Consider the following 26,875-nt stretch of genomic DNA (forward strand, 5'->3'; position numbering starts at 1 on the left):
AGTGCGACAACTGTAGCTTTAAGATGGTCACGCATCCCCGGCCCGCCGATCAACCGGATTCTGGACTCCCGATGACAGACCCCAAGGCCACGACGCCTGACCGCCGCCCCGGCGGTCGCACCGCCCGCATCCGCGCCCAGGTCCTCGCGGCGGTGCGGGCCGAACTCGCCGAGAGCGGCCACGAAGGGCTCACGATGGAGGGCGTCGCCACGCGCGCGGGCGTCCACCGCGCGACGGTCTACCGGCGCTGGGGCGATGTGGGCGGCCTGCTGGTCGACGTCATCGACGCGGCCGGGGAGATCGACTGGCACCCGCCGGACACCGGTTCGCTGCGCGGCGACCTGACGGCGCTGAACGAGGAGATCCAGGAGTCGCTGGTGGTGCGGCCGTCGTTCGCCGTTGCCCTGATGGCCGCGTCTTTCCACTCCGAACGGGCCGCGCGGGCGCAGTCGCGGTTGTGGGAGGACCGGTACGCACAGTGCGAGATCGTGGTGACCCGGGCGGGCGACCGGGGTGAACTCCCGGCGGCGGGCAGGACGGATGCCAGGGCGGTGCTGATGTCCGCGACGTCGCCGGTGTACCACCACGTGGTGCTGCTACGAGCCGATCCGGACCCGCAACTCCCGGAACGCGCGGCGACAGCGGCGGCACTGGCAGCGGAGGCGGGTGCGTTCTCGGCGCGGGTGGGTGGGTGATCCCGGGGCGGAGATCGGCGGCCCCGGGGCCGGGGGGCGGGGTCGGCGCTCCGGAGGGCGGGGTCGGGGGTCAGGGGGCCGGGGCCCGGGCCGGGGCCGGGGCCGGGGGCCGGGTGGCCGGGGGCCGGGGATCCGGGGGCCGCCGCGGTTCGCCCACGACCCCCGTCTCGGCGTCGCCCGCCCTTTCCCCTCACGCCCACCCAAGGGTATGCGCCTGCTCTGACAGCGCGGGGGCGGCAGGGCGCTGAGCTGGTACGTCGCGTCCGTGCAGGCCGGGTGCGGGGGTACGGCGTCGGGCGGGCGGTGGTGCGTGAGGTGGGCCCCTATCGGGGAAGGCGCCGCGAAGGGAGTAGCCGTGTCGTTGAGGCTCCCCCCGGGCCACCCCGCTTTTGAGTGTGCGGGCCTCCGTCCGCCGTCAAGGGCGTCCCCTCCGCTTCGCTCCGGAGACGTCGCTACGCGATGGGGCTTCGCCCCACCCCTGACACCGGACTGCGGCCCGTAAAAGACCGGCGGCTATGGGTGGCCCGGAGGGAGCGGGCACCCTAACGCTGCGATACGTAGGCGGAGCCCCGCGGACGGGGGCCGAGGTCACCGGCGCCGGGTCTGGCCCGATCGCAGGTGATTCCGGCGAACGGGGCGGGAACCCGGGAGTCTCGCCGGCCCCGATCGCGGACGCCCCGGCAGACGGGGGCGGGGCGCCGGAGGCGGGCCTGCCGGATCTCCGGTTCCTCCCCGCCGGGCGGGGGCGGGCTCGCGGTTCCGGGTTCGCCCCGGCCGCCGATGCCCCGGCGGGTCCGGGCGAACGGCGGCGCGGGTGGGCGTCACCCTCGCGTACGTGTCGGCGGGCAAAACTCGGGCCACCGGGGTGGTTTGTCCAGGTTCACAGGGGGTGTTACCGCGAGTATGGCGCCAGTTCCTGCATGTAGAGTCGCCCGCGACGCGGCCGGCCCGCCTGCGATCCGTGAGTGCGCGCAAGTAGGCAAGAGCCTGGCCCGGTGGGCGATTTGAGGCGGTTTCAGAGGCGGGCTGTCGCGACTTCCTCCCGGTCGCGTTCATTCAGGGCGGCCTGGGCGGCCGTTGGCGTGTCCAGGTGCACGAAAGTCGGCCTCGGTGGGTGTTTTGGGCAGGTTTGGAGAATGGTTACCGCGAGTTCGTCTCCGCGGCACGCATTCGGCGCGGCCCGGATGGTCACGACGTCCGCGATCCGGGCGGACTCGCCTCCAGCCGCCCGGCCCCCGCCTGCCGGGGCGTCCGCGATCGGGGTCGGCTCACATCCCTTGTGCCGGCCCCGTCCACCGCTGGCACCCGCGAACAGGGCAGCACCGCCTCGGCCGCCGCCTGACGTCGGCCGGGGGCATCGGCGATCGGGGCAGCCCCGGCGTCCGGCGGCCCGTCACCCCGTCCGCCGGGCTCCGCCTCCGTAGTCCCGGTTCGAGGGTGCCCGCTCCCTCCGGGCCACCCATAGCCGCCCGTCTTTCGGGCCGGAGTCCGGTGTCAAGGGTGGGGCGAAGCCCCATCGCGAAGCGACGCTCCACGCAGCGAAGCGGAGAGGAGCGCCCTTGACACCGGACGCAGGCCCGCACACTCAGGAGTGGGGTGGCCCGGGGGGAGCCCTTACGACACGGCTACTCCCCTCGCCGCACCCCCCGTCGCCGTTGGCGAACGGTACCGGCGGCGTCGGAACCGCATGGGGTCAGGCGGAGAGTTCGCCTGACTTCACGGAGGCGAGAAACGCCGTCCAGGCGGCGGGGGCGAAGCTGAGCTGCGGGCCCTCGGGGTCCTTGGAGTCACGCACCGGGATCGCCGTCGGGGTTCTCTTCACCTCGACGCAGTCGCCGCCGTTGGATTCGCTGTAGCTGCTCTTGCGCCATTCCGCGGCCACTTCGATGCAGTTGCCGCCGTTCGACTCGCTGTAACTGCTCTTGCGCCAGGTGATGGCCATGCTGCCGGTATCCCTTCATGAACTCGCCGATCAGAGCGGCGGATTCGTGAGCTGACAGAGCATCGGCTCTGAGCACATCATAGGTCTGCGCGTGGCGGGTGTAGACTGCTGGAGCGTCGGTCACATGTCCACGATCCAGCGACTCCCAGTAGATCCAGTCATCCCCTTCGGGCATGGTGATGAGGGACATCGGCGTCGTGGGGCGGAAGATGCCTGCCCTGTCGGCCGGGACGATCTGGATGCGGATGTTGTCCCGCTCTCCCGCCGCGAGCAGGTGTGCGTACTGCTCGCGCATGACCTCGGCCCCGCCGATCACCGTGCGCAGGCAACTCTCCTCCAGCAAACCCACGTAATGCGGTGGCTCCTTGGGGGAGTAGAACCGCTGCTGGCGGCTGAGCCTGGCACGTACCCGGTCTTCGACCTCGGCCTTGTTCGGCTCGGTGGTGAACAAGGCGCGAGCGTAGCTCTCCGTCTGGAGCAGACCGGGGACCACATGCCGCTGATACTCCCGCATTGTCACGCACTCTGCGTCCATCTGCGCTCTGCGTTCGAACCAGTTCGGATGCCCCACATCCGGATACCAGTCCACCCTCCCCCACAGCGCGATCAACAACCCACCCGTGTCCAGGATCTCGTCGCACTTCTCCACGAACACATCCGGCGGGACGCTCCGCCCCGTCTCCACCCTCGCCACATACGACCTGTCGCACGGAATCTGCCGCGCCAACTCCGCCTGCTTCAGCCCCGCCGGTTGCGGAAGTGCTTCAGCACATCACCGAACATCATGGCGGTCGTGACCCCGCCATCTCCCGTCGCGTTACGTCGACTCACCCGCCAGGCCCCCTACGCACCGAGCTCAATCAACCACTCACCGTAGTCAATCGGTCCGACAATAGCGCCGCAAGTGTCCAACTGATCACTCACGTGACGAGGGTGAAGAGGGTGACGCTAGTCGGCCGTCCCCGCGTCCAGGAGCGCCGCCGCCGTGAAGAGTTCGACTCCCACCCGGATCGCCCCCTCGTCCACGTCGAAGTCCCCCTGGTGCAGGTCCCGCGGCAGACCCGTCTCCCCCACCGCCCGCACGCCCAGCCGGGCCAGCGCGCCCGGGACGTGCTCCAGGTACCAGGAGAAGTCCTCCCCGCCCAGGCTCTGTTCCGTCGTCTCCACCGACTCCGCTCCCCGCCGCGACGCCATCGCGTTGGCCAGCAGCGCCGTCGTCACCGGTTCGTTGACCACCGGCGGGACCCCGCGGACGTACGTGATCGCCGACTTCGCCCGGTGCATCGACGCGACCTCGTCCACCGCCGCGTGCACCAGGTCCGGGGCGCGGCGCCACGTGTCCAGGTCCAGGCAGCGCACCGTGCCCGACAGCTCCGCGTGCTGCGGCACCACATTGCAGGCGTGGCCCGCCTGGAGGCGGCCGAACGTGACCGCCAGGCCCGCCCGCGCGTCCACCCGGCGGCCGAGCAGTGCCGGTACGTCGGTGGCCACCCGCGCGGCCGCCGTGACCAGGTCGGTGGTCAGGTGCGGGCGCGCCGTGTGGCCGCCGGGACCGTCGAGCGAGATCTCCAGCCGGTCGCACGCGGACGTGATGGCCCCCTGGCGCAGGCCGATCCTGCCCACGTCCACCCGCGGGTCGCAGTGCACCCCGATGATCCGGCCCACCCCGTCGAGCACCCCGGCCTCGATCGCGTCGGTCGCGCCGCCGGGCAGCACCTCCTCCGCCGGCTGGAAGATCAGCCGTACGGGATGCGGCAGCATGCCCTCGCGGGCCAGCGCGGCGAGGACGATGCCCGCGCCGAGGACGACCACCGTGTGCACGTCGTGGCCGCAGGCGTGGGCGCGGTCCGGGACGGCCGAGCGGTACGGCACCGTCTTGGTGTCCGGGATCGGCAGCGCGTCGATGTCCGCGCGCAGCGCCAGCATCGGGCCGGGCGGCGTCCCGCCCTCCTCGACCCCGATGTCGCAGATCAGCCCGGTCCCCGCGGGGAGTACGCGCGGGGCGAGGCCCTCCGCCTCCAGCCGCTCCTTGATCGCGGCGGTGGTACGGAACTCCTGGTTGCCCAGCTCCGGGTGCATGTGCAAGTCCCGCCGGAACGCGATGAGTTCGGCGTTCAGCGCCGCCGGGAGCGCCCCGGGCAGCAGCGCGTCGGGGCCGGACTCGGGCTCTGCGTCACGGGACATCAGTCGGTTCACACTGTGCAGGGTACGGGGATCACCGGGGCTGCCGAGAAGGGATCAACAAAATTTCAGTCCCGCGGGTGCATGACCGGCGTGCGCGGTGGGTACACTTCGGCGCTCGCGCGACCCGCTCCCCCGTTGCCCCCGTATCTCGCTCCCCCGTCACCCGCGGAACGGGCCTCTCACACCGACGCCGCCGGCGCCCCCGACCACCCCGTCGCCGTCGCAGGACCCACCGGCAGCCCGTCCACCCCGCGCCGCTCCCGGGCCGCCCCCGCCACCGACGACAGGAAGCCCTGCGCCCGCGGCGACGCCGTCTCCGTCAGCCAGCTCGGGTCGACCTCGCAGACCGCCACCTTCACGCCCGTACCGGCCAGCGCCAGCGGCAGCGTGTGCACCACCGTCGACGGGAAGCTGACGATCGTGCGGCCTATCGGCCCGCGGCGGGCGACGATCTCCAGCGGCAGGTCGGGGCGGACGATCTCCAGGCCGGTGTGCGCGTGGAGCTGGTGGAGCTTGTCCGCCCGCTCCCTGCGGTGCGCGAAGTAGCGCGTGACGCCGTACGCCTTGGCGAGCGACGCCACCGCCTCCAGATACCGGTCGTGGTCGACGACACCGGTCTCCACCAGCGACGTACCGACCAGGTCCGTCGCCGTGCCGACGCTCGGCGGGCCGAAGCGCGAGCGGGTCCAGGCGAACTCGTTCGCCGTCACCTTCAGCCCGGCGGGCGGGTCCACCACCGGCATGGAGGTGAACACCTCCACCCGCGTGCCCGACGCGCCGCTGCCCGCCGGCGTCAGCCGGCGCCGCGCCGCGCTCGCGACCGGCGCGAAGAGCATCCCCCGCGCCCCGCCGCCGCGCCCGCTGCGGTGCCAGCGGACGAACCGCTCCCCCCGCGACAGTTGCGCCGTGAACTCCATCGTCGCCGTGCCGTCGTCCACGACGACGACCTCCCGCGCCTTGACGACGGTCAGCAGCGTCTGCACGTACCGCGAGAACGGGTCTCCCAGCACCACCCGGCGCGCCCGCCGCAGCGGGCGGGCCAGGCTCGTCATGGTGCGCAGCGGGCCCGCGCCGCCGCGCGCCTCCTGCCAGCGGACATCCAGCCCGTCGTCCATCGCCAGCTCCGCCATCCGGCGCAACTGGCCGCGCGACAGCGGCTCGGTGGGGGGCAGCACGACCACCGTCAACGGTATGACGGTGCCGCCCTGGTACGCCCACTCCAGCACGTTGAGCAACTGGACCGGGCTCTCCACCAGGGCGACGGTCGTGCCGCCGGCGCCGTCTTCGGTCATACGCCGACAGGCTCCTTCTCGACTCCCGCCCCGTCGGCCGACTCGGCGGCCTCCGCGACGACTCCCTTGACCCGGCGCAGCTTCTTCATCGGCGCCAGCTCGCTGTCGTAGACCTTCTTCACGCCGTCGCCCAGCGACTCCGAGACCACGCGGATGTCGCGTACGAGCCGCACCAGGCCCTGCGGCTCCACCGAGGCGGCCTGGTCGGAGCCCCACATCGCGCGGTCCAGCGTGATGTGCCGCTCGACGAAGACGGCGCCCAGGGCGACCGCGGCGAGCGAGGTCTGCAGGCCCGTCTCGTGGCCGGAGTAGCCGATCGGCACGTTCGGGAACTCGGCCTGCAGCGTGTGGATCATGCGCAGGTTGAGCTCCTCGGCCTTCGCCGGGTACGTGCTGGTGGCGTGGCAGAGCAGGATGTTGTCACTGCCCAGCACCTCGACCGCGTGCCGGATCTGCTTCGGGGTCGACATGCCGGTGGACAGGACCACCGTGCGGCCGGTGGCGCGCATGGCGCGCAGCAGCTCGTCGTCGGTCAGCGAGGCGGAGGCGACCTTGTGGGCCGGCACGTCGAACTTCTCCAGGAAGGCGACGGCCTCGGGGTCCCAGGGGGAGGCGAACCAGTGGATCCCGCGCTCCTTGCAGTGCGCGTCGATCGCCCGGTACTCCTCCTCGCCGAACTCGACCCGGTGCCGGTAGTCGATGTACGTCATCCGGCCCCAGGGGGTGTCGCGCTCGATGTCCCACTGGTCGCGGGGGGTGCAGATCTCGGGCGTGCGCTTCTGGAACTTCACCGCGTCGCAGCCCGCCTCGACGGCGGCGTCGACGAGCGCGAGCGCGTTGTCGAGGTCGCCGTTGTGGTTGATGCCGATCTCACCCGTGACGTAGACCGGCCGGCCGGGGCCGACGACGCGGTCGCCAAAGGTGCGGAAACGCTGGGTGGAGCTCATGCAGATCTGTTCCTTACTCTCCAGACCCTCGCCAGGGAGGGATCGGGCTACAGGGAGGGACCGAGGATCCACGAGGCGATCTCGCGGATCGCTCCGTCGCCTCCGGGGGTGGACGTCACCGCACGCGCCGCGTCCCGCACGATCGCGTGGGCGCCGGCGACCGCGACGGGCCAGCCGACGAGGCCGAAGCACGGCAGGTCGTTCACGTCGTTGCCGACATAGAGCACGCGCTCGGGCGCGATGCCCTCCTCTTCGCACCACTGCTTCAGTGCGATGTCCTTACGGTCGACCCCGTGCAGAACGGGGAGGTGAAGTTTGCGTGCCCGCGCGGCGACGACCGGGTTCTTTTCCGAGGAAAGGATGAGCAGCTTCAGTTCGGCGCGGCGCAGCGCGGCGATGCCGAGGCCGTCGCCGCGGTGGACGGCGACGAGTTCGCGGCCCTCGGCGTCGATGTAGACGCGGTCGTCGGTCTGAGTGCCGTCGAAGTCCAGGACGATGGCGTCGACGTCGCGGCGGGTGGGCAGCGACCCCGGTCCCGGCACGTCGAGCAGCGGGGCCAGGGCGCGGGCGCGGGTCAGGTCGTCGGGCTCGTCGACCTCCAGCACGCGGGCGGCGTCGGTACGCACCGGGGCGGTGCGGCCGAAGAAGCGGTGGCGGTGCTCGCGGAACCCGGGCGTGCGCATGGCGTACGCGGCGCCGGTCTCCAGCAGGTCCTGGGGCCGGTCCTGGCGCCGGGGCCGGTACGACTTGTCGTGGTTGACGCCGTACCCCTGGGCGGGGGCGGCCTCGACGGCCGGGGCGACCTTCGTCGGCGCGGCACCGGTCGCGGTGCCCGCCGCGGCGCCCGTCGCCGCCGCCTTGGCGACCGCGGTGGCCTCCGCGACGGCCGTGGTCTTCGCCGCGGGGGTCTCGGCGACGGCGGCGGTCTCCGCCTCGTCGGCCTCGTCCCGCCAGATGAACCCGTGGAAGGGGGCCACCGTCAGCGCGCTGTCCGCGCCCTCTTCGAGCACCGCCCTGGTGACGCCGTCGATGTCCTCGCCGGTCAGGAACGGGCTCGTGCACTGCACCAGCAGCACCGCGGCCATCGTCGCGCCGCAGCGCTCCTCGTGGCTGTCCAGCGCGTGCAGCACCGCCGCCTCGCTGGAGGCGGTGTCGCCGGCGATCTCGGCCGGGCGGCGGACGACCTCGGCGCCGGCCTCGCGGGCGACGGAGGCGATGGTGTCGTCGTCGGTGGAGACCACGACGTCGGTCACGAGCCGGGCCGCGAGGCACTGCCGTACCGCGCGCGCCACCAGGGGCACGCCGCCGACACGGGCGAGGTTCTTGCCGGGGACGCCCTTGGACCCCCCGCGGGCGGGGATGACCGCGAGCACGCGGGCTGCGGACTCGGGCTGGGACATGGAGGCTCCTTGCTGATGCGGGCGGCCGAGGGGCGTCGCGGCGTCGTCTGGTTCGCTTCTCCGCCCGCGCGGCGAAGGTGCGGGTGCGCTGCCGGCCTGCGGTGTCGCGGCCGCGCGTGCGTCGCTCACAGCGCCCCCATGCGGCGGATGAGGGGCGCGATGCGCTGCACTCCGCCCCGGTACGCGGCGCGCGCGGCCTTGCGCAGCAGCGTGCGCGCCCACCGGCGCAGCGGGCCGGGCTCGGCGACGGCCGCGGCCTGGGGCAGCGGCTCGCCGGTGGGTGCCAGGCCGTGCCGGGCGAGGATCCGCGGCAGATAGCCGCCGGCGGTCCCGGGGGTGTAGTACGGCGCCAGCGGCGGCAACTGCGGGTCGGCGACCAGCGTGGTCAGCCGGGCCCGCGCGCGGTCGAAGGCGGCGTCGTACGGCTCGGCGGAGGCCGCGCCGGGGACGCCCTGGCGGGACAGCCACACGGGGTCGGGCTTGGGCAGGTGGCCGGCGTCCAGTTCGTCCCAGGAGGCGAGGCAGCCGGAGCCGAGGAAGTGGTGGTTGCCCAGCGGCTCGCGTACGCCCAGGTCGGTCAGGACGGCGGTCGGGATGCCGCGGTGCAGGGACTCCAGCGCGGCGGTGGAGGAGACGGTGACGAGCAGGTCCGTGCGGTCGAGGACCTCGCCCATGTTCCCGTAGACCAGGCTGCAGTTCGCGGGCAGGCCGCCGGGCAGCTTCTGGGCGAGCTTCTGGTACGGGGCCTCTTCGATGTGCGTCGTGTGCTCGCCCGGCCGGCTGCGCAGCTTGACCAGCACCTCCCGCTCCGGGTGCCGCTCGGCGTGCCGGGCAGCGCGGCGCAGCAGGTACAGCCGGTCCTCGCGGGTGTCCGGCACCGAGGGCTGCACGGCGAAGACGACGGTGTACGGGCGGTCGCCGCCCGGCGCCGCCGGGTCGTACGGCTCGTACGCCGCGCCGTCGAGGAACGGCAGCGCGCACTCCACGATGCTGTTCGGCGAGGCGCCGACGCCCTCGTACACCGCGCGGAAGCGCTCGGCGTCCTGCCGGCTGTTGGCCAGCACGATGTCGGCGCCGTTGCGCAGGAGGAGGCCGTCGGAGAGCTTCTCGTACACGACGCCGACGTAGCCGGTGACGACCGCGGGGCGGCGCTTGGCGCCCTGCCAGGCGCGGGCGAGGCCGTGGAGCATCGCCTGCACGGTGCCGCCGACGCAGGAGAGGAGCACGACGTCGTAGCGATCGGGGTCGGCGGCGGCCAGGAACTCGACGGCCGTGACCTCCCTCATCGCGTCCGCGGGTACGCCCACCTCGGCGAGCTGGCGGGCCGTGGGTGTCGCCCGGCCGTGCAGCAGGTACCCGTCGAGCACCGCCTCCGGGGCCATGCGGCGAGCGGTGAGCGCGCCCCATTTCCAGCGGGTGTCCGAGTCGGCGAGAACAGCGGTGCGAAGCTGTGACGGGGGGTCGTTGAGCACGCCGCCGACGGTAGGGAGGCATTCCGCTCGATGGCCCAACACCGGCCGTACAAATGGTTAACAACACGCCGCCGGACGGCGAACCCGGTCGCAGAAGGACGGCGTTCACCATTCCGCCGCCCGGCGTTCATGCCGGCGTCGGGGCAGGGCAAGCCCCGGGCGCGGGGCGGCCCCTAGCATCGCCTGGATGCTTCAACTCTCCGTGATCGTTCCCTTCTACAACGTGCAGGACTACGCGCCCGAGACGCTGGCCTGCCTGCGCGCCAACGCGGCACCCGACACCGAGTTCATCCTGGTGGACGACTGCTCGACGGACCGCACCGGCGAGCTGCTGGAGCAGGCCGCGCGCGACCTGCCGGGCGCCGTGCACGTACGCCACGAGCACAACGGCGGCCTGGCCACCGCCCGCAACACCGGGCTCGACCGGGTCCGCGGCCGGTACGTGACCTTCCTCGACGGCGACGACTGGCTCGCCCCCGGCCACTACCGCCGGCTGCTGGCGGCCATCGGCGAGCTGGACTGCGACTTCGTCCGCACGGACCACGTGCAGTGCGCCGCCCGCGCCCGCACCATCCACCGCGTCCCGCACGGCCGCCGCGGCGTGGTCCAGGACCCGCGCTCGGCGATCCTGCCCGCGACGCACACCACGTCCGTCGACTACGCGTACGCCTGGGCCGGCATCTACCACCGGCGGCTGCTGGACGAGGGCCTGCTGCACTTCCCCGACGGGCTGCGGACCGCCGAGGACCGGCCGTGGATCTGGCGGCTGCACCGCGAGGCCCGTACGTTCGCGGTCGTCGGGCTGCTCGGCGTCTTCTACCGCCGCGGCGTCGCGAACTCCCTCACCCAGATCGGCGACATCCGCCAGCTCGACTTCCTGCGCGCCTTCGACCAGGTCGTCGAGGAGACGGCGGCGGACCGGGACGCGGAGCTGCTGCTGCCCAAGGCGGTGCGGAACTTCTGCGCGATCATCGCGCACCATCTGAAGAACATCGAACGGTTCGAGAAGCCGGTGGCCCGCAGACTGCGCGAGATGAGCGCCGAGGCGCTGCGGCGCATGCCCCAGCACGTACTCACGGAGGCGCTGGACGCCATGGACGCCGACCGCTCCGAACTGCTGCGCCGGCTCCACCGCCGCGGCGTACCCGCGGAGGTGGCCGTCTGATGACCTCACCGTCCGCGGAACCCACGGCCGCCATGTCCGCGTATCCGCCGCTGCAGATCCGCTACGCGCCCGGCCGGCACACGCAGGTCTTCGTGGCCTCCACCCTCTACGGCACCGCGACCCTGGCCGCCGCCCTGGACGCCGGCCTCTTCCCGGCCGCGGACCGCCGCGTCCTGCTGCTCACCAACAACGCCGCCAACCCCGAGACCACCCCCGCCGTCGACGCCATGGCCGGCTTCGCGCAACTGCGCTCCCGCTTCGACGACGTACGCGACTGGAACCACGCCATCCGCCCGCTGCACCCCGCCGCGTGGGAGCCGCGCGCCGAGGACGTGCCGCTGTGGGAGCGGCACCTGCGGCTGCTGTGGGGGCTGGGTGACGACCGGCTCACACTCGTCGTGGAGTCGATCCAGGTCAACCCGGCGCGGGCGCTCGTCCAGCTCTTCCCCGACGCGGCCCTGCACGTCTACGCCGACGGCCTGATGAGCTACGGCCCCACCCGCAACAAGCTCTCCTCCTTCGTCGGCACCCGCGTCGAGCGGCTACTCCACCCCGACCTGCTGCCCGGCGTACGGCCCATGCTGCTCACGGAGTTCGGGGTGCCGCCGGAGATCGTGCCGGCCGAGGAGCTGAAGAAGGTGCTCGCCGAACTGGCGGCCGCCGCCGGCCCCGACCTGCCCGCCGCCGGACTCGCCGACGGGTCCTCGCCCGCACTCCTCCTGGGCCAGTACCTGTCGGCGCTGAAGATCCTCACGGCGGAGGAGGAAGAGGAACTGCACGTGCGGATGCTGCGCGGGGCGGCCGGACTCGGCCACCGCAGCGTGGTGTTCAAGCCGCACCCGATGGCGCCGGCGCGCGTCTCGCGGCTGCTGGAGCAGGAGGCGGAGAGCCTCGGCGTGACGCTGACGGTGCTCGACTCCCCGGTGCTGGCGGAGGTGCTGTACGAGCGGCTGCAACCGGCCCTGGTCGCGGGCGCGTTCTCCACGGCGCTGATGACCGCCTCGACGCTGTACGGGCTGCCGGTGGCGAGCATCGGCACCGACACCCTGCTGGAGCGGCTGACCCCGTACGAGAACAGCAACCGCGTCCCGGTCACGATCGCCGACGCGCTGCTGCCGTCGCTGGACGACCCGGCGGCGGTGCGCGACTGGCGGCCGCCGACCGCGGAGGAGGCGCAGGCGGCGCTGGGCGGGCTGCTGACGGCGGTCGGGTTCACGATGCAGCCCCGCATCTACGCGCGGCGGCGGCCGGAGGCCGAGGCGTGGCTGGCGGCGGAGCTGGACGCGGACACCTGGCGGTACTTCAAGCGGCGCCGGCTGACGGTGGAGGGGCTGCCGGGCGGGGTGCCGAGGCGGCTGGCGTTCGTGCCGCGCAGCCCCGCGGTACGGCGGGTGGCGCGCCGGGCACGGGCGCTGCGGCGGCGGCTGGGGTGACGCGGCGGCGGGGCCGGAGCCCGCTTCTGGGCCGCCGGCTCGTACGCGTACCGGATCCCCGCGGCCCGCGCCCCTGCCCCGCTCAGTCCTCCTCCGCCCCTTCCCCGGACGCCTCCCTAGACTCCTCCCCCGACGCCTCCCCCATCCCGCTCGCCGCGCGCGACGCGCGGCCGGCGAGGGCCCCTAGGTACTCCGCCAGCTCCCGCGGCTCGTGCACCTCGAACTCGCAGCCCAGCGCGGTCAGCCGGAGCGCCAGCCAGTCCAGCGCGTCCGCCTCCGTCACGAACGCGCAGCGCTCCTCGTCCAGCCGCGTCAGCCCCTCCGTGCCGGCGAGGCGGCGGGCCAGCTCCTTGTACGGCGCGTGCAGCGTCGCGCGGGCGCGGTAACGGGGCCGGTCCCCGCCCATCCGGGCCTCGACGAACGCCGCCGCGTCCGCCGCCGGCAGCTCGCGGCGCGGCGGGCGGACGCCGGTGGCGAAGGGGCGGGTGATGCGGTCGACGCGGAACATCCGCCAGTCGTCACGGTCGTTGTCGTACGCGACGAAGTACCACCGCCGGCCCGCCGCGACCAGCCCGGCCGGCTCCACCAGCCGCTTGGTCTCGGTGCCGTCCGCCGCGCGGTAGCCGAAGCGCAGCCGCTCGCCGCCCGCCGCACCCGCGGCCAGCACCGTCAGCACCTCGGCGTCGACCTGCGGGCCCTGCCAGCGGGTCAGCGGGGTGGTGGCGGTGCCGAGGGAGGTGACGCGGCGGCGCAGCCGCGACGGCAGCACCTGCTCCAGCTTCGCCAGCGCCCGTACGGACGCCTCCGCGAGCCCCGCGACCGTATGGCCCGCGGAGCTGCGCAGGCCGACCGCGATCGCGACGGCCTCGTCGTCCTCGAGGAGCAGCGGGGGCATGGCCTTTCCCGCCACCAGGCGGTAGCCGCCGGCGGTGCCCCTGGTGGACTCGACCGGGTAGCCGAGGTCGCGCAGCCGCTCGACGTCGCGGCGGATGGTGCGGTCCGTGACGCCGAGGCGGCCGGCCAGCTCGCTGCCGGGCCATTCGCGGGGCGTCTGGAGGAGGGAGAGCAGGTGCAGAAGCCGCTTGGGAGTGTCGGTCGTCATGTTTTCCAGACTGCCTTCCCTTTAGGACACGACTTGTCCTATACGGATTCTAGATTACCGCTATGACCTTCCAGAACGCCTCTGTGGCAGGACCGGATCGCCGCCGGTGGATCGCGCTCGCCGTCGTGCTGACGGCCTCCTTCATGGACCTCGTCGACGCGACGATCGTCAACATCGCCATCCCGAGCATCCAGGAGGACACCGGCGCCTCCTTCGGCGCGATCCAGTGGATCACCGCCGGGTACGCGCTCGCCTTCGCCATCGGCCTCATCACCGGCGGCAGGCTCGGTGACATCTACGGCCGCAAGCGCGTCTTCCTGCTCGGCATGGGCGGCTTCACCGTCGCCTCGCTGCTGTGCGGCGTCGCCGCCGACCCGGCGATGCTCGTGGGCTCGCGGGTGCTGCAGGGCGCGATGGCGGCGCTGATGGTGCCGCAGGTGCTGAGCATCATCCACGTCACGTTCCCCGCGGAGGAACGGGGCAAGGTCTTCGGGATGTTCGGCGCGGTCGCCGGCCTCGGCGCGGTGTCCGGCCCGATGATCGGCGCGCTGCTCACCGAATGGGACCTGTTCGGGCTGGCCTGGCGGCCGATCTTCCTCATCAACCTGCCCGTCGGCATCGCCGGCCTGATCCTCGGCCGCCGCTTCATCAGCGAGTCGACGGCACCCGACGCGCTGCGCCTGGACCTGCGCGGGGTGCTGCTGGCCACCGCGGGGCTACTGATGCTGCTGTACCCGATCACCATGGGCCACGAGAACGACTGGCCGGCGTGGGGCTTCGTCTCGATGGCCGCGAGCCTGCCGGTGTTCGCCGCCTTCGTCGCGTACCAGAAGCGCAAGCAGCGCGCGGACGGCTCGCCGCTGGTCGAGCTGACGCTGTTCCGGGTCAAGAGCTTCGCCGCGGGCATCGGGGTGCAGCTCGCCTTCAGCACCGGGCTGGGGATCTTCTTCCTGGTGTGGACGCTGTACATGCAGCTCGGTCTCGGCTGGAGCGCCCTGCACGCGGGCCTGACGGGGCTGCCGTTCTCGCTCGGCTGCTCGGTGGCGGCGGGGATGTCGGTGCAGAAGCTGACGCCGCGGTTCGGGCGGAAGGTGCTGCACGGCGGCGCGGTGATGATGGTGTCGGGAGCCCTGCTCTACCTGGCGGCGTCCAACCGCTACGGCACGGAGATCTCCACCTGGCAGATGGCACTGCCGCTGACCCTCCTGGGCGCGGGCATGGGACTGGTCTTCGCCCCCCTGACGAACGCGGTCCTCTCCGGCGTCCCGCGCCGCCACGCGGGCTCGGCGTCGGGCCTGATCAACACGACGAACCAGTTGGGGATGGCGCTGGGTCTCGGCCTGGTGTCGGTGGTGTTCTTCGGCGCGATGGACGAGCCGGCGGCCCCGCAGGAGGTGGGCCCGGCGTTCGCGGGGGCGTTCGAGAACGCGATGTGGTGGGTGATCGCGATCCTGGGAGTGGTCTACGCCCTGCTCTTCGCCCTCCCGAAGCACAACCCGGCGGAGGAGCCGGAGCCGTCCGCGGAGCCGGAGCAGAAGGAAGAACTGGTAACGGTCTGACCACGAGACCGCCGTACGGAACGGGGTGCAGCCCACCAAGGGCAGCACCCCGCTCCGCCGCACGGCCGGGTGTTCCCGCCTCCGGCCCCCGCCGAAGTCGCCTTCCGGGACGCCGGTGCCTAGCTATGCTGCCTCGGTGACCGTCGCCATGCGTATCGGCTTGATCTCATTCGGTGCCCGGGAGTTCGCCACCCTGCACGAGGTCTGCGTTGAAGGCGGCCACACCCCCGTCGTCTACGCCTACTCCCGTTCCATGCGACCGAGATCGGCGGCCGATCCAGCCGCCGCCGACACCGCGGGGCGCATCACCGCCGCCCTGCCCGCGGGGATCGATCTGCTCTTACCCGGGAGCTCCGAAGGGCTCGGGACAGCCCTCGGCGGATACGGTCTCGATCTCCTGGTCTGCTTCGGCTTCTCATGGCGGCTGCCCCCGGCCGTTCTCTCGGTCCCCCGCTACGGCGCCGTCAACGTCCACTGCTCGATGCTGCCCGAGTACCGCGGGCCGGCCCCCGTGCTGTGGGCGATCCGGAACGGCGATCCGAAGCTCGGTGTCACGGCCCACCGCATGAACGAGGAGTTCGACGCCGGTCCCGTGCTCGCCCAGGAGCGCTCGGTCCCCATCCCGGACGACGCGACGCCCGAGGCGCTGTGGCCCCGGCTCGCGGAGTCGCTCCGACGGATTCTCGCCGTCGCGCTGGAGCGTGCGACGGACCCGTCCGCCGGTGAGCCGCAGCCAGCCCGAGGAGCGACCTACGCGGGGTTCATGGAGGAGGAGTTCTCCGTTGTGGACACCGCGCGCAGTGCTCACGAGGTGCACAACCAGGTAAGGACGCACCGGTACATCGGCACCGGCCGGGGACCGGTCGCGGTCGTGGGAGGACGGCGCGTGAAGGTGCTGCGGACCAGTCTCACCCCCGCCGACGGGCTCCGTCTGGACTGCGCGGACGGGCCCGTGTGGATCGCCGAATCCGCACCCGCGGAGTAGCTCCGTACCCCGGGGACGTTGCTCAGGAGGCTTCGAGCCGCCCGGCCACCCGCTCCGCCAGCGCTCTCGCCTCCGGGTCGTCGAACCGGCCCAGCTCGCCCGCCGCCTCCTCCCAGACCGTACGAGCCGGCGCCCCCATCCGGCCCAGCGCCTCCGCGAGGTTCACCAGCGCATGCGCAAGCTGCCAGTGGGCGTCGGCCTCGCGAAAGTGCTCGATGGCCTCGCGATGGAGGCCGGCCGCCTCGTCCAGCCGGCCGAGCGCACCGCACGCCTCGCCGGCGATGTCCAGTGCGGCGGCCTCGCGGCCGGTGTCGCCTAGCCGTTGCTGCACGGCCGCAGACTCGCGGGCCAGTCGCAGGGCTTCCGCCGCCCGGTCGAGCGCGAGTTCCACCCGGGCCGACTCGGCCAGCCAGTGCCCCTGCCAGAGCTGGTTGTCCTCCGCCGCGGCCAGGGACAGCGCTTCGGCGATCGCCCGCGCGGCGGACCCGGGGTCACCGGATTCCCGCCGAGCCCGGCTGAGCAGCCACAGCGCGTTGCCCACCCCGAAGCGGTCGTCGAGATCCCGGAAGTCCGCGAGCACCTGCTCCACGACCTCGCACGCCTCGCCCGCGCGGCCGGCGTCGCACAGCGCCTCCGCGAGGTTGGTACGCATCAGGGCCGTCCAGCGGCGTTCGCCGAGCGCACGGAACATCTCCGCGGCTTCGGCGAAGCGGAGTTCGGCTTCGTCCAGGCGGCGGCGCCGGAGCCGAGGAGACCGAGGGCGTTGGTGGACACCGCCATGCCGTGGGCGTCCCCGAGCCGGCGCCGGATGGCCAGCGCGCCGCGGTGGCACTCCTCGGCCTCCGCCAGCCGCAGTCTCTGGAACTCGGCCTTGCCCAGGTTCTCCAGCGCCTGCGCCTCGCCGGCCTCCTCGCCCGACGCGCGCGCGGCCTCGACAGCGATCCGGGCGGTGGTACTCCACGCGTCGAAGGCGTTCTGGTGCATGTAGATCGCCCGCAGCACCACCGCCAGCCGCCAGGCGATCCCGAAGGCACCGGCGTCGGCGGCGGAGCGGGTGGCGGTGACCAGGTTGGCGGACTCCATCCCGTACCAGCGGAAGGCGGACTCGTAGCCGTCGAAGGCGGGCGTGTGATCCGGGGCGGGGACGTGGTCGTCGAGGGGCCAGCGGTCGTAGGGCGCGATGGCCCGCTGCGCCGCGTCCTCGGCGTGCAGGTACCAGGCGAGGCAGCGCGAGAGGACCGCGGTCCGGTCGTCCTCGTTCTCCTCCCGGCGCACGCGTTCGGCGGCATAGGCGCGCACCAGGTCGTGGAACTCGTAGCGTCCGCCCGGACGTCGCTGCAGCAGGTGGGCGCGCGTCAGGGTCTCCAGCACCGGTTGTACGCGCGCGGGTTCCAGGCCGGCCAGGGCGGCCGCGGCGGGAAGCCCGAACTCGTTGCCCGGGTGCAGGCCGAGCAGCCGGAACAGCCGGGCAGCGGACGGGGGCAGCGCCCGATAGGACCACTCGAACACGCTGCGCATGGCGTCCGTTCCCTCCTCGTTCCCTTCCCCGGGGTCGGCGGTGAGCACGGTCCACCGCGCCGATTCGTCGCGTAACTCGTCGATCAGCTCACGTAACGGGATCGCGGGCCGGCCCGCCGCGCGTTCCGCGGCGATACGGAGCGCCAGCGGAAGTCCGCCGCACATCCCGGCCAGTTCTGAGAGGTCGGCGCCCGGGTCGCCGGTCCGTTCGTCGGCGGTGGTGGCGCGCAGCAGGGTGACGGCGTCGTCGGCCGGGAACGTCGGCACCCGTATACGTACGGCATCACCGTGGGTCACCAGGCCGGTGAGGTCGTCCCGGCTCGTGACGAGCACGAGCGATGCGGCGGTGCCCGGCAGCAGGGGCCGCACCTGGGCGCTGTGGGCGGCATTGTCGAGGAGGATGAGCATGCGGCGTCCCGCCACCAGCGAGCGGAACAGGGTCTCGCGCCGCTCGCGCACCGCCGGCACCTGCGCGGCGGGGACGCCCAGGTCCTCGAGGAAGTGACCGAGCACCTCCTCCGGGGCCGCCGGGGCCTCGGCGGCATAGCCGCACAGGTTGGCGTACAGCTCGCCGCCCGGGAAGTGCTCCTGCGCGGCATGCGCCCAGTGCAGGGCGAGCGAGGTCTTGCCGACCCCGCCGGTACCTGTGAGCGCCGCCACGCGCGACGTACGCGACCGGGCAGCGTCCTCCGCGAGGAGGGAATCCAGCCGGGCCAGCTCCCGGGACCGGTTGGTGAAGTGCCCGGCGCCGCCGCGCAGTTGATGCGGGACGATGGCCGGCGTCGCCTGACCGTGCTGATGCAGGTGCAGCCCGCCGCTGATGTCCCGGGCCTGGACGACGGCGTGGGCGACGGTCTCGCCCCCGACCCGGTTCACGTGGCCCGGCGTACCGTCACCGCCCATCGCTACGTCTGGGCGGGTGGAGGCGGCAGGTGCGCAACGTGTCCGTCGAACCAGTCGAGCAGGGGCTCCCCGGCCTGGTAGAGCTCCTGGATGAAGCTCTGGCAGCGCAGGATGAGGTCGCGATCGACATACTTCCGGGCGGCTTCCAGCACGCCCTGTTCGTCGTACACGGCCTCGTACATCACGTGTTCACCGAGGGTGTAGATCTCGGGGAGCGGGCCGTCGGACTCGTACTGGACGACCTTGTCCGCATCGATCACGTGAATCCGCCCACCGGTTTCGGTACGGACCCGCAGGGCGTGTAACTCCCACTGCATGTACGGGCTCAGCGGCTCCTCCACCACCCGGATCCGCCGGGAGCTGAAGCCGTGCCGCTTCCCCTTCTGGTGATACCGCGTCAGTTTTTCCCGGCCCGCCTCGAGCAGGCGCAGGGATTCCTCCCAGTCACCGCGGGCGAACGCCTCCCAACTGTCGTAGCCCGGCTCCTGGAAGGTCTGCTGCCGCTCCAGCTTCCAGAACCCCAGGTCGGCGCTGCGCCAGTAGTGCGTCTCGAAGTCGGCATAGTACGGGGCGAGAGACATGCGCTCGCCCGTCACGCCGTTGAGCAAGCTACTCATCCGGGATATCCGTCTTCGCCGCGATGACCGTCGCCCGCGGGATGACCACCAGACGCTCGCCGGGGTCGACGCTGACTCCTTCAGGTAACCGCCCCTGATAGTCGGCCGTCAGATCGCTGCCGATGACCGCGACATCCCCGTTGTCCAGCTCCCATACATCCGGGCAACTGGCGTCACCGGAGGTCTGCCCGAGCTCATGCGACGACTTGCCTAAGCGCCGCGCGAACGCCGCCGCCGGGTCGGCTTCCCACTTCGCGTCCATGGTCCCCTCCATGCGTGAAACAACCGCCGGGAGCGTACCACCGATTGAGCCCATTTGACTACTCTCCGTAGTCATCGGGTCGTCGTCACCGACCTCTACGACGACCGCCCCGTCGTCTTCGCCAGCTCCTGTGGGTGCGGGGCGGCGTGCGGTGCGGTGGGGGGTTCGCGGGGTTCTACTGCCAGGTGGGGGAGGTGGCGGTCGAGCCACGTGGGGAGCCACCAGTTGGCGGGGCCTATCAGGTGCATCAGGGCGGGGACCAGCATCGTGCGGATCACGAAGGCGTCCAGGGCCACCGCGCCGGCCAGGCCGATGCCCGCCATCACGCCCTCCAGGTCGCCGCTCAGGACGAACGCGCTGAAGACGCAGATCATGATGAGCGCCGCCGCGTTGATGACCCGGCTGGACTCCGCCAGGCCGACGCGGACCGCGCGGGCGTTGTCGCCGTGGTGGACCCACTCCTCGTGCATGCGGCTGACCAGGAAGACCTGGTAGTCCATCGACAGGCCGAAGAGCATGGCCAGCATGATGACCGGGAGGAACGCCGTGATGGGCACCTCGCGGCCGAGGCCGAAGAGGTCGCTGCCCCAGCCCCATTGGAAGATCGCGACCAGGGCGCCGAACGCCGCCGCCGCGGCGAGCAGGTTCATCACCGCCGCCGTCAGCGGCACCACCACCGAGCGGAACGCGACCAGCAGCAGGACGAAGCCCAGCGCGACGATGATGCCGACGAAGAGGGGCAGCTTGCCGGTGATGACGGAGGCGAAGTCCTTGTTGATCGCCGTGACCCCGCCGACGTGGACGTCCAGCGACGTGCCCTCCTCGGCCGCCGGGATGACGTCGTCCCGCAGCCGGTCGATGAGCTGGTCCGTCGCCTCGTCCTGGGGGGCGCTGTCCGGGACGACCTGAACGACCGTGATCCTTCCGTCCGGGGCCGGGGCGGGGGTGCCCACCTCCGCCACGCCCTCGGTTCGGGATACCCGGGTGATCAGTCGGCTGAGGGCGGGGGTGTCGGCCTTCTCCGGGGTCTCCGCGACCAGTTGGAGCGGGCCGTTGAAGCCGGGTCCGAAGCCGTCCGCGAGGAGGTCGTACGCCTTGCGCGTGGTCTTCGACTCCTGGTGGTTGCCCTGGTCGGTGGTGCCGAGGCGGAGGGAGAGCAGCGGGAGGGAGACGATCGCGATGACGACGAGCGCGACGGACGCCAGCAGCTTCGGCCTGCGCTGCACCAGCAGCGCCCACCGGGCGGCCCGGCCGGCGGCTTCCCCGGGCTCCCCCGCCGACGCGTCCCCCGGCTCCGGCGTGCGCTCCGGGCCCTGTTCCGGGCCGCGCTCCGGGCCGTGTTCCGCGAGCCTGCGGCGCTGGCGGCGGCTGAGTACCCGCGTCTGCAGGATGCCCAGCAGCGCCGGGAGCAGGGTCACCGACGCCGCGACGCCCAGCAGCACCGTCAGCGACGCCGCGATCGCCACCCCGTTCAGGAAGCCGATGCCCAGCGCGATCATGCCGAGCAGCGCCACGCACACCGTCCCGCCGGCGAACAGCACCGCGCGCCCGGCGGTGTTCATGGCCCGTACCGCGGAGTCCTCCACCGGCAGGCCGCGGTGCAGCCCCGTACGGTGCCGGGTGACGATGAAGAGCGCGTAGTCGATGGAGACGCCGAGGCCGATGAGGCTGCCGAGAAGGGTGGTGGCTTCTGCGAAGTCCGTCGTGTGGCTGAGCAGCGTGACGGTCATCAGGCCCGTACCGATGCCGAAGACGGCGCAGACGATCGGCAGCAGCATCGCGAACAGCGAGCCGAACGCGATCGACAGGATGACCGCCGCCGCGACGATGCCCGTCACCTCCGCGAGCCCGCCGGGCGCGCCCTCGATCGCCTGGATCGCCTCGCCGCCCAGCTCGACCTGGAGTCCGTCGACGTCGCCGGCCGCGGCCCGCGCGGTGTCGACGACCTCCTCGACGTTCTCCTTCTCCAGGTTCATCGCCTGCTCGGTGAACGTCACCTGCGCGTACGCGATCCGCCCGTCCTCGCTGATCTGCCCGCCGCCCGCCGCCTCGTACGGGCCGACGACCCGGCCGACCTGCGGCACGTCGGCGATGCCGGCCAGCGCCTCCGTCATCCGGGCGCGGATCCGCGGGTCGCGTACCGAGGCGCCCTCCGGTGCCCGCCAGACGACGCTGTCGGTGTCCCCGGAGGTCTGCGGGAAGGATGCGCGCAGCAGGTCGACCGCCTCGGCGGACTCGGTGCCGGGCAGTTCGAAGTCGTTGGCCCAGCGGCTGCCCGCGGCCTGTGCGGCGACGGCGGTGCCGAGCAGCGCGCACACCCACAGCAGCAGGACGACGAAGCGGTGGCGGAAACAGAATCGGGCCAGTGCGGCCACGGCGGGCTCCTCGGCTCGGTGACACGGAGTGGGGAGCTTCAGCGTCACCGTGGCGGCCGGTCGTACCCAGCGCCCTCAGGGATCCCGCAGGCGCTTCACACCGAACTCTCAACCCGCGCGCCGGGCAGCGGCAGCCGGATGGTGACGGCCATGCCCGCGCCTGGTGCGGTGTCGAGCGCGACCTCGCCGTCGTGCGCCTCGACCACCGCCCGCACGATCGACATGCCCAGGCCGCTGCCGCCCGCGACCCGCGCGCGTCCCGGGTCGGCGCGGAAGAACCGGTCGAAGATGCGCGCCGCGTCCTCCGGGCGCATGCCGGGCCCGGTGTCGGCGATGCGCAGCACGGCGGCGCCGTCGCCGGTGGCGGCGGAGAGGGTGCAGGCGGCGTCTTCCGGGGTGTGGGTGCGTACGTTGGCGAGGAGGTTGCCGAGGACCTGGCGCAACTGGGCCTCGTCGCCGACGACGACCGCGGGTGCCCCGGCGTCGGCCGTCACGGGGCGGTGCGGCTGCTGCGCGCGGAGGTCGGCGGCGGCGTCGCGGACGAGGGCGGCGAGGTCGACGGGGGCGCGGTCGCGGGCGGGGTGCTGGTCGAGGCGGGCGAGGGCGAGGAGTTCGTCGACGAGGCGGCTCATGCGCTCGGCCTCGGCGCCGACGCGGGTGAGGGCGCGTTCGGCCTCGTCGTCGTCGAGGATGCCCTTGTCGTAGAGCTGGAGGTAGCCGAGTACGGTCGCCAGCGGGGTGCGCAGCTCGTGCGAGGCGTCGGCGAGGAACTGGCGCTGCCGCGCGGCGGCTTCCTCCCTGCTGGCCATGGCGCCCTCGACCTGCTGGAGCATCGCGTTGAGCGCGTCGCGCAACTGCTCGACCTCGCTGCCGCCGGGCGGCGAGGTGTCGACGCGGCGCGACAGGTCGCCCTCGGATATCGCGGACGCGGTCTCGACCATGTCCTCCAGGGGACGCAGCCGGCGGCGGGCGGCGTGCGAGGAGACGACGGCGAGGAGCAGCAGGAGCAGGGCGCCGAAGACGGCTTCCATGACGAAGAGTTTGCGTACGGCGTTGCGCACGGAGTCGTAGCGGGTGGTGCTGATCGCGTACGAACCGTCGTCGAGGCGGGCGACGGCGGCGCGGTAGTGGTGGCCGCCGGCCTCGATGCTGGTGAGGCCGCCGGAGTCGGCGAGGGCGCCGGGGTCGCCGACGGAGGCGGCTATCGCGCGGGAGAGCCGCGGGTTGTCGCCGCCGATGAGCGGGCAGGTGGGCTGGAGTTCGCCGCGGGCGTCGAGGAGGACGAAGGGCTCCTCCTTGGCGGCGGAGCCGAAGCCCTTGTCGTCGTGCGCGCCGAAGGCGCCGGCGAACCGGCACACCTGCTTCAGGGCGGTGGCGCTGAGCGGTCCCGAGACGAGGGTGTCGCGGTCCTGGCGCACGGTGGCGTCGACCTCGCCGACGAGGATGGTGTACGTACCGAAGAGGCTGGCGCAGGCGGCGGCGAGGAGACCGACGGCGAGGATGACGACGTTGGTGACGGAGAGCCGGTTGCTGAGCGAACGGGGGAACCGCTTCACGGCGGCGGCCCGGCAGACGCCGCGGAATCCCTGGCTCCCGCCGATCCCCCGGGTCCGTCCGACCCCCCGGGTCCGTCCGGGCCTACAGGTCCGTCCGGGCCTACGGGGCGCAGGCCGTAGCCGACGCCGCGGCGGGTCTCGATGAGCGGCGGGCCGAGGGGGTCGAGCTTGCGGCGCAGGTAGCTGATGTACGTCTCGACGACCGTGGACTCCACCGCGGTGTCGAACTGCCAGACGTTGCGCAGCAACTGCTCCTTGGTGAGGATGCGGCCGGCGTTGCGCATGAGGTGCCGCAGCAGGTTGTACTCGGTCGGCGTCAGCTCCACGGGCGCGCCCCCGCGCCGTACGGTGAACGTCGCCTCGTCCAGCTCCACGTCCCCGTGCCGCAGCACCCCGCCCGCGGGCGCCCGCCTCCGGGTCCTGCGGAGCACGGCGCGCACCCGGGCGACGACCTCGTCGACGTTGAACGGCTTGGTGATGTAGTCGTCCCCGCCGAGCGCCAGCCCGCCGAGCACGTCGGCGGGCGCGTCCCGGGCGGTCAGGAAGATCACGGCGGGCTCGTCCCCGTACGCCCGCAGCTCGCGGCAGACCTGCCAGCCGCTGCCGTCGGGGAGCATGACGTCGAGGAGGACGAGGTCGGGGGCGTGGCTGCGGGCGAGTTGGAGCGCGCGCCCGGCGGTGGCCGCGGCGCGCACGGCGAAGCCGTGGAAGCGCAGGGTGATCTGCAGGATATCGGCGATCCCGGGATCGTCCTCGACCACGAGGACGGACTGCCCCGCCGCACTACGCTCCGCCGCACCGCTCATGGCCCCCAGTATCGGGGCGGCGGGCGGGCGCGCCGCGGGGAGGGATGTTGCGAGTTCCCTGTGAGTTCCCCCGCGTTGCCGTTCCCGCAACGGCCGTAGGGGCAACGGCGGCAGCCGTGCCCGGCCGTCAGGCCGGGCACGGCTGCCGCGTACCGCTCAGGTTCGGCTAGCCGATCAGCTTGGCCCTGCCCTTGGACTCCCAGCCGGCGGACAGCCCGGCCCAGTTGTTCGGCACCGTGTAGGTGTCGGAGTTCGGGGCGGCACCCGCCACCGCGCCGTCGGTGGCGGCCGGAGCGCTCATGAGCGACGGCGGGGTCGTCTGCTGGATCCACGCCTCGTCGCAGGTGAGCGTCGTGCCCGGTACGTCGCAGTGGGTCTGCCAGACCTGGCCGTCGGTGGTCAGGACCTGAACCCACAGGTCGTTGCCCTGGGTGGTGATACCGACGCTGCAGGCATTGGCCGGGTAGTCGGTGTTGTCGCTCAGGTCGTTCCACACGAAGTCGCCGACGGTGGGCGTGAGGTCCTGGCGGCCCACGGACGTGACACCACCGGAGATCACCGCGCTGAACTGCTCGGAGCGGGAGGGGGCGACGCTGTCGATGTCAGCGCAGGGACCGGTGGGCCCGGTCGCACCGGTGGCTCCGGGCGGGCCCTGCGGTCCGGTGGAGCCGGTCGCTCCGGGCGGACCCTGGGGGCCGGTGGAGCCGGTCGCTCCGGGCGGACCCTGCGGACCGGTCGGACCGGTGGCCCCGGTCGCCCCGGTCCCGGGCGGACCCTGCGGGCCGGTGGCCCCGGTCGCTCCGGGCGGGCCCTGCGGACCGGTCTCGCCGTTGGCTCCGGGCGGGCCCTGCGGACCGGTGGCCCCGGTCGTTCCGGGCGGACCCGTGGGGCCGGTGGGGCCCGTCGCGCCGCGGCAGTGGTCCTTGCCCTTGCCCTTGCCCTTCTCGCCGTGCGTGCCCTTGTGGTGGTCGTGGCCGTGACCGTCCTTGCACTTGTCACCGCCGCCACCGCCGCGAGCCACGCTCTCGTGCGGAACCATGCTCTCCGCAGCCGCTACGGCCGGGCTGGCCACCCCGGCGGTCAGGACCAGCGCGAGCGAGGCCATCATGCCCGCCCGCTTGAAGCTGTCCCGTGCCAGCGGCCCCAAAAGCGGGCGCCCTGCGCCTCTAGGACTCATTTCGCACTGCCTCTCTGTTTGCGTCAATGTACGAGGAGGAATCTCTTGCGCAGAGTGTGAACGGCTGCCCCTCGCCAAGACGCGTGCCTTGGCGAGACGCGCTTTGGACATCAGCGAATCGGCCGAAGCGGCAAAAGCGAACGGGGTATTCGTGTGACAAGTAAGGCGTGATATGCGGGCCATGCCTTTGCGTGGATACCGGGTCCCGGATCGACCACGTGTCACAGTGGTTGCGCTCCCCGCATCAAAGGGCCCCGCCATCATCCAGGACCGGTGAAGCGTGACGAAGCAGAGCATCTGCCTGTGCATGATCGTCAAGAACGAATCGCGTGTGATCGAACGGTGCCTCGCGTCCGTGCGCCCCCTGATCACCACATGGGTGATCTCCGATACCGGTTCCACCGACGGTACGCAGGAACTGATCCGCTCCGCGCTCGACGGCATCCCCGGAGAACTCCACGAGGAGCCCTGGACCGACTTCGGGCACAACCGCACGGAGAACATCCGCCGAGCCCGCGGGAAAGCCGACTACCTGCTCACCCTCGACGCCGACCACGTCATGCGCCAGGACGCACCGCTGCCGTATCTGACCGCGACCTCGTACATGCTGAGCTACGACACACCCGGCACCCAGCACCGCTTCAAGCACCTCATGCGCGGTGACGTGGCGTGGCGCTACGAGGGCGTCACCCACGAATACCCCTGCACCGACGAGAAGGACGTCCAGGAGAACCTCGACGCCCTCGTCATCGAGGACCACGCCGACGGCGGCTGCCGCACCGACAAGTTCGAGCGCGACGCGCGCCTGCTGCGGCAGGAACTGGAACGCGATCCCGCCAACCCGCGGACGGTCTTCTATCTGGCCAACACCGAACGCGATCTGGGCCACGCCGCAGCGGCGATCGAGCTGTACGAACGCCGCGCCGCCATGGGCGGCTGGGCGGAAGAGGTCTACTGCTCGCACCTGGAGGCCGGCCTTCTCAAGGCCGACAAAGGCAACGACTGGCCGGGGGCACTGGATTCCTTCTCCCGCGCCTGGGACTCGCGCCCCCAGCGGCTGGAAGCCTGCTACGAAATGGTGTCCCGGCTGCGCGGCCAGGGCCGCTATCAGACCGCGTACGCCATTCTCCGTGCCGTCGTCGGCCGGCAGGCGCCGGCGGACCTGCTCTTCACGAAGTCCTGGGTGTACCAGTGGGGCCTGCTCTTCGAGTACGCGCTCACCGCGTACTTCGTACGCGATTTCCCCGCGTCGCTCCAGGCGTGCGAAAGGCTCCTGAACACGCCGGGACTGCCCGAGACGGTCCGCTCCCAGTCCGAGATCACCCGGGAGTTCGCGGCCCGCGAGCTCGCCGTCATCCCGCAGCCCGCCTCCGGGCCCCGGCGGGCACAGGCCGTCCGGGCGGGTGCCGGCAAGGCGGGTTCCCGGAAGAAGAAGGCGGCCAGAGCGCGCAGGAAGTAGCGACGCGGGGCACGGGCACCTGCTCC

General features: G+C 72.7%; 22 protein-coding genes. 6 read left to right on the top strand and 16 right to left on the bottom strand.

Annotated elements, in window-relative coordinates:
- The first annotated feature begins 71 nt into the window (after positions 1 to 71).
- Entirely contained in the window at positions 72 to 695 is a 624-nt protein-coding gene (locus ACFYVJ_RS01270; protein WP_388885245.1) for a TetR/AcrR family transcriptional regulator, read from the top strand.
- A 1,693-nt stretch (positions 696 to 2,388) separates the two neighbouring features.
- On the opposite strand, the gene ACFYVJ_RS01275 is transcribed toward ACFYVJ_RS01270, so the two are convergent.
- The 7 genes from ACFYVJ_RS01275 to ACFYVJ_RS01305 all read right to left on the bottom strand — a co-directional run bounded on the left by ACFYVJ_RS01275 (position 2,389) and on the right by ACFYVJ_RS01305 (position 9,932).
- A complete protein-coding gene (locus ACFYVJ_RS01275) occupies positions 2,389 to 2,517 on the bottom strand; it encodes a DUF397 domain-containing protein (protein WP_388885248.1) in 129 nt (42 codons plus the stop codon).
- Positions 2,483 to 3,286, bottom strand: a complete 804-nt coding sequence (locus ACFYVJ_RS01280) for a DUF5753 domain-containing protein (RefSeq protein WP_388886122.1) — start codon at positions 3,284 to 3,286, stop codon at positions 2,483 to 2,485. Before ACFYVJ_RS01280 ends, ACFYVJ_RS01275 begins: the two co-directional genes overlap by 35 nt.
- 299 nt (positions 3,287 to 3,585) lie before the next feature.
- Complete coding sequence (locus ACFYVJ_RS01285) at positions 3,586 to 4,821, bottom strand: amidohydrolase (RefSeq protein WP_388886124.1); 1,236 nt, start codon at positions 4,819 to 4,821, stop codon at positions 3,586 to 3,588.
- Positions 4,822 to 5,000: 179 nt separating this feature from the next.
- The gene (locus ACFYVJ_RS01290; protein WP_388885251.1) at positions 5,001 to 6,113 is read right to left on the bottom strand and encodes a hypothetical protein; all 1,113 of its coding nucleotides are present in this window, start codon (positions 6,111 to 6,113) and stop codon (positions 5,001 to 5,003) included.
- Positions 6,110 to 7,060 (bottom strand): N-acetylneuraminate synthase family protein, encoded by a 951-nt coding sequence (locus tag ACFYVJ_RS01295; RefSeq protein WP_388885253.1) that lies wholly within the window; start codon positions 7,058 to 7,060, stop codon positions 6,110 to 6,112. Before ACFYVJ_RS01295 ends, ACFYVJ_RS01290 begins: the two co-directional genes overlap by 4 nt.
- A 47-nt stretch (positions 7,061 to 7,107) precedes the next feature.
- Positions 7,108 to 8,460, bottom strand: coding sequence for a cytidylyltransferase domain-containing protein (locus tag ACFYVJ_RS01300; RefSeq protein ID WP_388885256.1), 1,353 nt, complete (start codon positions 8,458 to 8,460; stop codon positions 7,108 to 7,110).
- 125 nt (positions 8,461 to 8,585) lie between these two features.
- Positions 8,586 to 9,932, bottom strand: a complete 1,347-nt coding sequence (locus tag ACFYVJ_RS01305; RefSeq protein ID WP_388885259.1) for a DUF6716 putative glycosyltransferase — start codon at positions 9,930 to 9,932, stop codon at positions 8,586 to 8,588.
- A 187-nt stretch (positions 9,933 to 10,119) separates the two neighbouring features.
- Between ACFYVJ_RS01305 and ACFYVJ_RS01310 the strand changes: the two genes are divergently transcribed.
- Both ACFYVJ_RS01310 and ACFYVJ_RS01315 read left to right on the top strand, forming a co-directional pair.
- Entirely contained in the window at positions 10,120 to 11,097 is a 978-nt protein-coding gene (locus tag ACFYVJ_RS01310; RefSeq protein ID WP_388885262.1) for a glycosyltransferase family 2 protein, read from the top strand.
- Positions 11,098 to 11,129: 32 nt separating this feature from the next.
- A complete protein-coding gene (locus ACFYVJ_RS01315; protein WP_388886126.1) occupies positions 11,130 to 12,530 on the top strand; it encodes a polysialyltransferase family glycosyltransferase in 1,401 nt (466 codons plus the stop codon).
- Between the two features lie 82 nt (positions 12,531 to 12,612).
- On the opposite strand, the gene ACFYVJ_RS01320 is transcribed toward ACFYVJ_RS01315, so the two are convergent.
- Positions 12,613 to 13,632: a helix-turn-helix transcriptional regulator gene (locus ACFYVJ_RS01320; protein WP_388885265.1), complete on the bottom strand. Its 1,020-nt coding sequence runs from the start codon at positions 13,630 to 13,632 to the stop codon at positions 12,613 to 12,615.
- A 62-nt stretch (positions 13,633 to 13,694) separates the two neighbouring features.
- On the opposite strand from ACFYVJ_RS01320, the gene ACFYVJ_RS01325 reads away from it, so the two are divergent.
- Positions 13,695 to 15,191, top strand: a complete 1,497-nt coding sequence (locus ACFYVJ_RS01325) for an MFS transporter (protein ID WP_388885268.1) — start codon at positions 13,695 to 13,697, stop codon at positions 15,189 to 15,191.
- Positions 15,192 to 15,327: 136 nt separating this feature from the next.
- A complete protein-coding gene (locus ACFYVJ_RS01330; protein WP_388885270.1) occupies positions 15,328 to 16,176 on the top strand; it encodes a methionyl-tRNA formyltransferase in 849 nt (282 codons plus the stop codon).
- Between the two features lie 22 nt (positions 16,177 to 16,198).
- Here ACFYVJ_RS01330 and ACFYVJ_RS01335 read toward each other — a convergent pair whose 3' ends face one another.
- The 8 genes from ACFYVJ_RS01335 to ACFYVJ_RS01370 all read right to left on the bottom strand — a co-directional run bounded on the left by ACFYVJ_RS01335 (position 16,199) and on the right by ACFYVJ_RS01370 (position 25,360).
- Positions 16,199 to 16,867 (bottom strand): tetratricopeptide repeat protein, encoded by a 669-nt coding sequence (locus tag ACFYVJ_RS01335; protein ID WP_388885272.1) that lies wholly within the window; start codon positions 16,865 to 16,867, stop codon positions 16,199 to 16,201.
- A complete protein-coding gene (locus ACFYVJ_RS01340; protein ID WP_388885275.1) occupies positions 16,828 to 18,570 on the bottom strand; it encodes an NB-ARC domain-containing protein in 1,743 nt (580 codons plus the stop codon). Before ACFYVJ_RS01340 ends, ACFYVJ_RS01335 begins: the two co-directional genes overlap by 40 nt.
- 29 nt (positions 18,571 to 18,599) lie before the next feature.
- Complete coding sequence (locus ACFYVJ_RS01345; RefSeq protein WP_388885277.1) at positions 18,600 to 19,214, bottom strand: DUF6879 family protein; 615 nt, start codon at positions 19,212 to 19,214, stop codon at positions 18,600 to 18,602.
- The gene (locus tag ACFYVJ_RS01350; protein ID WP_388885279.1) at positions 19,207 to 19,476 is read right to left on the bottom strand and encodes a hypothetical protein; all 270 of its coding nucleotides are present in this window, start codon (positions 19,474 to 19,476) and stop codon (positions 19,207 to 19,209) included. The genes ACFYVJ_RS01345 and ACFYVJ_RS01350 overlap by 8 nt, the downstream gene beginning before the upstream one ends.
- A gap of 95 nt (positions 19,477 to 19,571) precedes the next feature.
- Positions 19,572 to 21,851: an MMPL family transporter gene (locus tag ACFYVJ_RS01355; protein WP_388885281.1), complete on the bottom strand. Its 2,280-nt coding sequence runs from the start codon at positions 21,849 to 21,851 to the stop codon at positions 19,572 to 19,574.
- A 95-nt stretch (positions 21,852 to 21,946) separates the two neighbouring features.
- Positions 21,947 to 23,407 carry a sensor histidine kinase gene (locus ACFYVJ_RS01360; RefSeq protein WP_388885284.1) on the bottom strand — a complete coding sequence of 487 codons (1,461 nt, stop codon included), beginning with the start codon at positions 23,405 to 23,407 and terminating at the stop codon, positions 21,947 to 21,949.
- The gene (locus ACFYVJ_RS01365) at positions 23,404 to 24,213 is read right to left on the bottom strand and encodes a response regulator transcription factor (RefSeq protein WP_388885286.1); all 810 of its coding nucleotides are present in this window, start codon (positions 24,211 to 24,213) and stop codon (positions 23,404 to 23,406) included. The genes ACFYVJ_RS01360 and ACFYVJ_RS01365 overlap by 4 nt, the downstream gene beginning before the upstream one ends.
- A gap of 166 nt (positions 24,214 to 24,379) precedes the next feature.
- Positions 24,380 to 25,360, bottom strand: a complete 981-nt coding sequence (locus ACFYVJ_RS01370; protein WP_388885289.1) for a hypothetical protein — start codon at positions 25,358 to 25,360, stop codon at positions 24,380 to 24,382.
- Between the two features lie 310 nt (positions 25,361 to 25,670).
- Between ACFYVJ_RS01370 and ACFYVJ_RS01375 the strand changes: the two genes are divergently transcribed.
- Entirely contained in the window at positions 25,671 to 26,849 is a 1,179-nt protein-coding gene (locus tag ACFYVJ_RS01375) for a glycosyltransferase (RefSeq protein ID WP_388885292.1), read from the top strand.
- Positions 26,850 to 26,875 lie beyond the last annotated feature (26 nt).

This window comes from Streptomyces sp. NPDC004134 (assembly GCF_042874195.1).
Taxonomy (GTDB): Bacteria; Actinomycetota; Actinomycetes; order Streptomycetales; family Streptomycetaceae; genus Streptomyces.

Excerpts from the sequence above, each read along its gene's own strand:
- ACFYVJ_RS01270 (WP_388885245.1), top strand. The coding sequence starts at position 72 with ATGACAGACCCCAAGGCCACGACGCCTGACCGCCGCCCCGGCGGTCGC.
- ACFYVJ_RS01285 (WP_388886124.1), bottom strand. The coding sequence starts at position 4,821 with ATGTCCCGTGACGCAGAGCCCGAGTCCGGCCCCGACGCGCTGCTGCCC.
- ACFYVJ_RS01290 (WP_388885251.1), bottom strand. The coding sequence starts at position 6,113 with ATGACCGAAGACGGCGCCGGCGGCACGACCGTCGCCCTGGTGGAGAGC.
- ACFYVJ_RS01295 (WP_388885253.1), bottom strand. The coding sequence starts at position 7,060 with ATGAGCTCCACCCAGCGTTTCCGCACCTTTGGCGACCGCGTCGTCGGC.
- ACFYVJ_RS01300 (WP_388885256.1), bottom strand. The coding sequence starts at position 8,460 with ATGTCCCAGCCCGAGTCCGCAGCCCGCGTGCTCGCGGTCATCCCCGCC.
- ACFYVJ_RS01310 (WP_388885262.1), top strand. The coding sequence starts at position 10,120 with ATGCTTCAACTCTCCGTGATCGTTCCCTTCTACAACGTGCAGGACTAC.
- ACFYVJ_RS01315 (WP_388886126.1), top strand. The coding sequence starts at position 11,130 with ATGTCCGCGTATCCGCCGCTGCAGATCCGCTACGCGCCCGGCCGGCAC.
- ACFYVJ_RS01320 (WP_388885265.1), bottom strand. The coding sequence starts at position 13,632 with ATGACGACCGACACTCCCAAGCGGCTTCTGCACCTGCTCTCCCTCCTC.
- ACFYVJ_RS01325 (WP_388885268.1), top strand. The coding sequence starts at position 13,695 with ATGACCTTCCAGAACGCCTCTGTGGCAGGACCGGATCGCCGCCGGTGG.
- ACFYVJ_RS01335 (WP_388885272.1), bottom strand. The coding sequence starts at position 16,867 with ATGTTCCGTGCGCTCGGCGAACGCCGCTGGACGGCCCTGATGCGTACC.
- ACFYVJ_RS01345 (WP_388885277.1), bottom strand. The coding sequence starts at position 19,214 with ATGAGTAGCTTGCTCAACGGCGTGACGGGCGAGCGCATGTCTCTCGCC.
- ACFYVJ_RS01350 (WP_388885279.1), bottom strand. The coding sequence starts at position 19,476 with ATGGACGCGAAGTGGGAAGCCGACCCGGCGGCGGCGTTCGCGCGGCGC.
- ACFYVJ_RS01365 (WP_388885286.1), bottom strand. The coding sequence starts at position 24,213 with ATGAGCGGTGCGGCGGAGCGTAGTGCGGCGGGGCAGTCCGTCCTCGTG.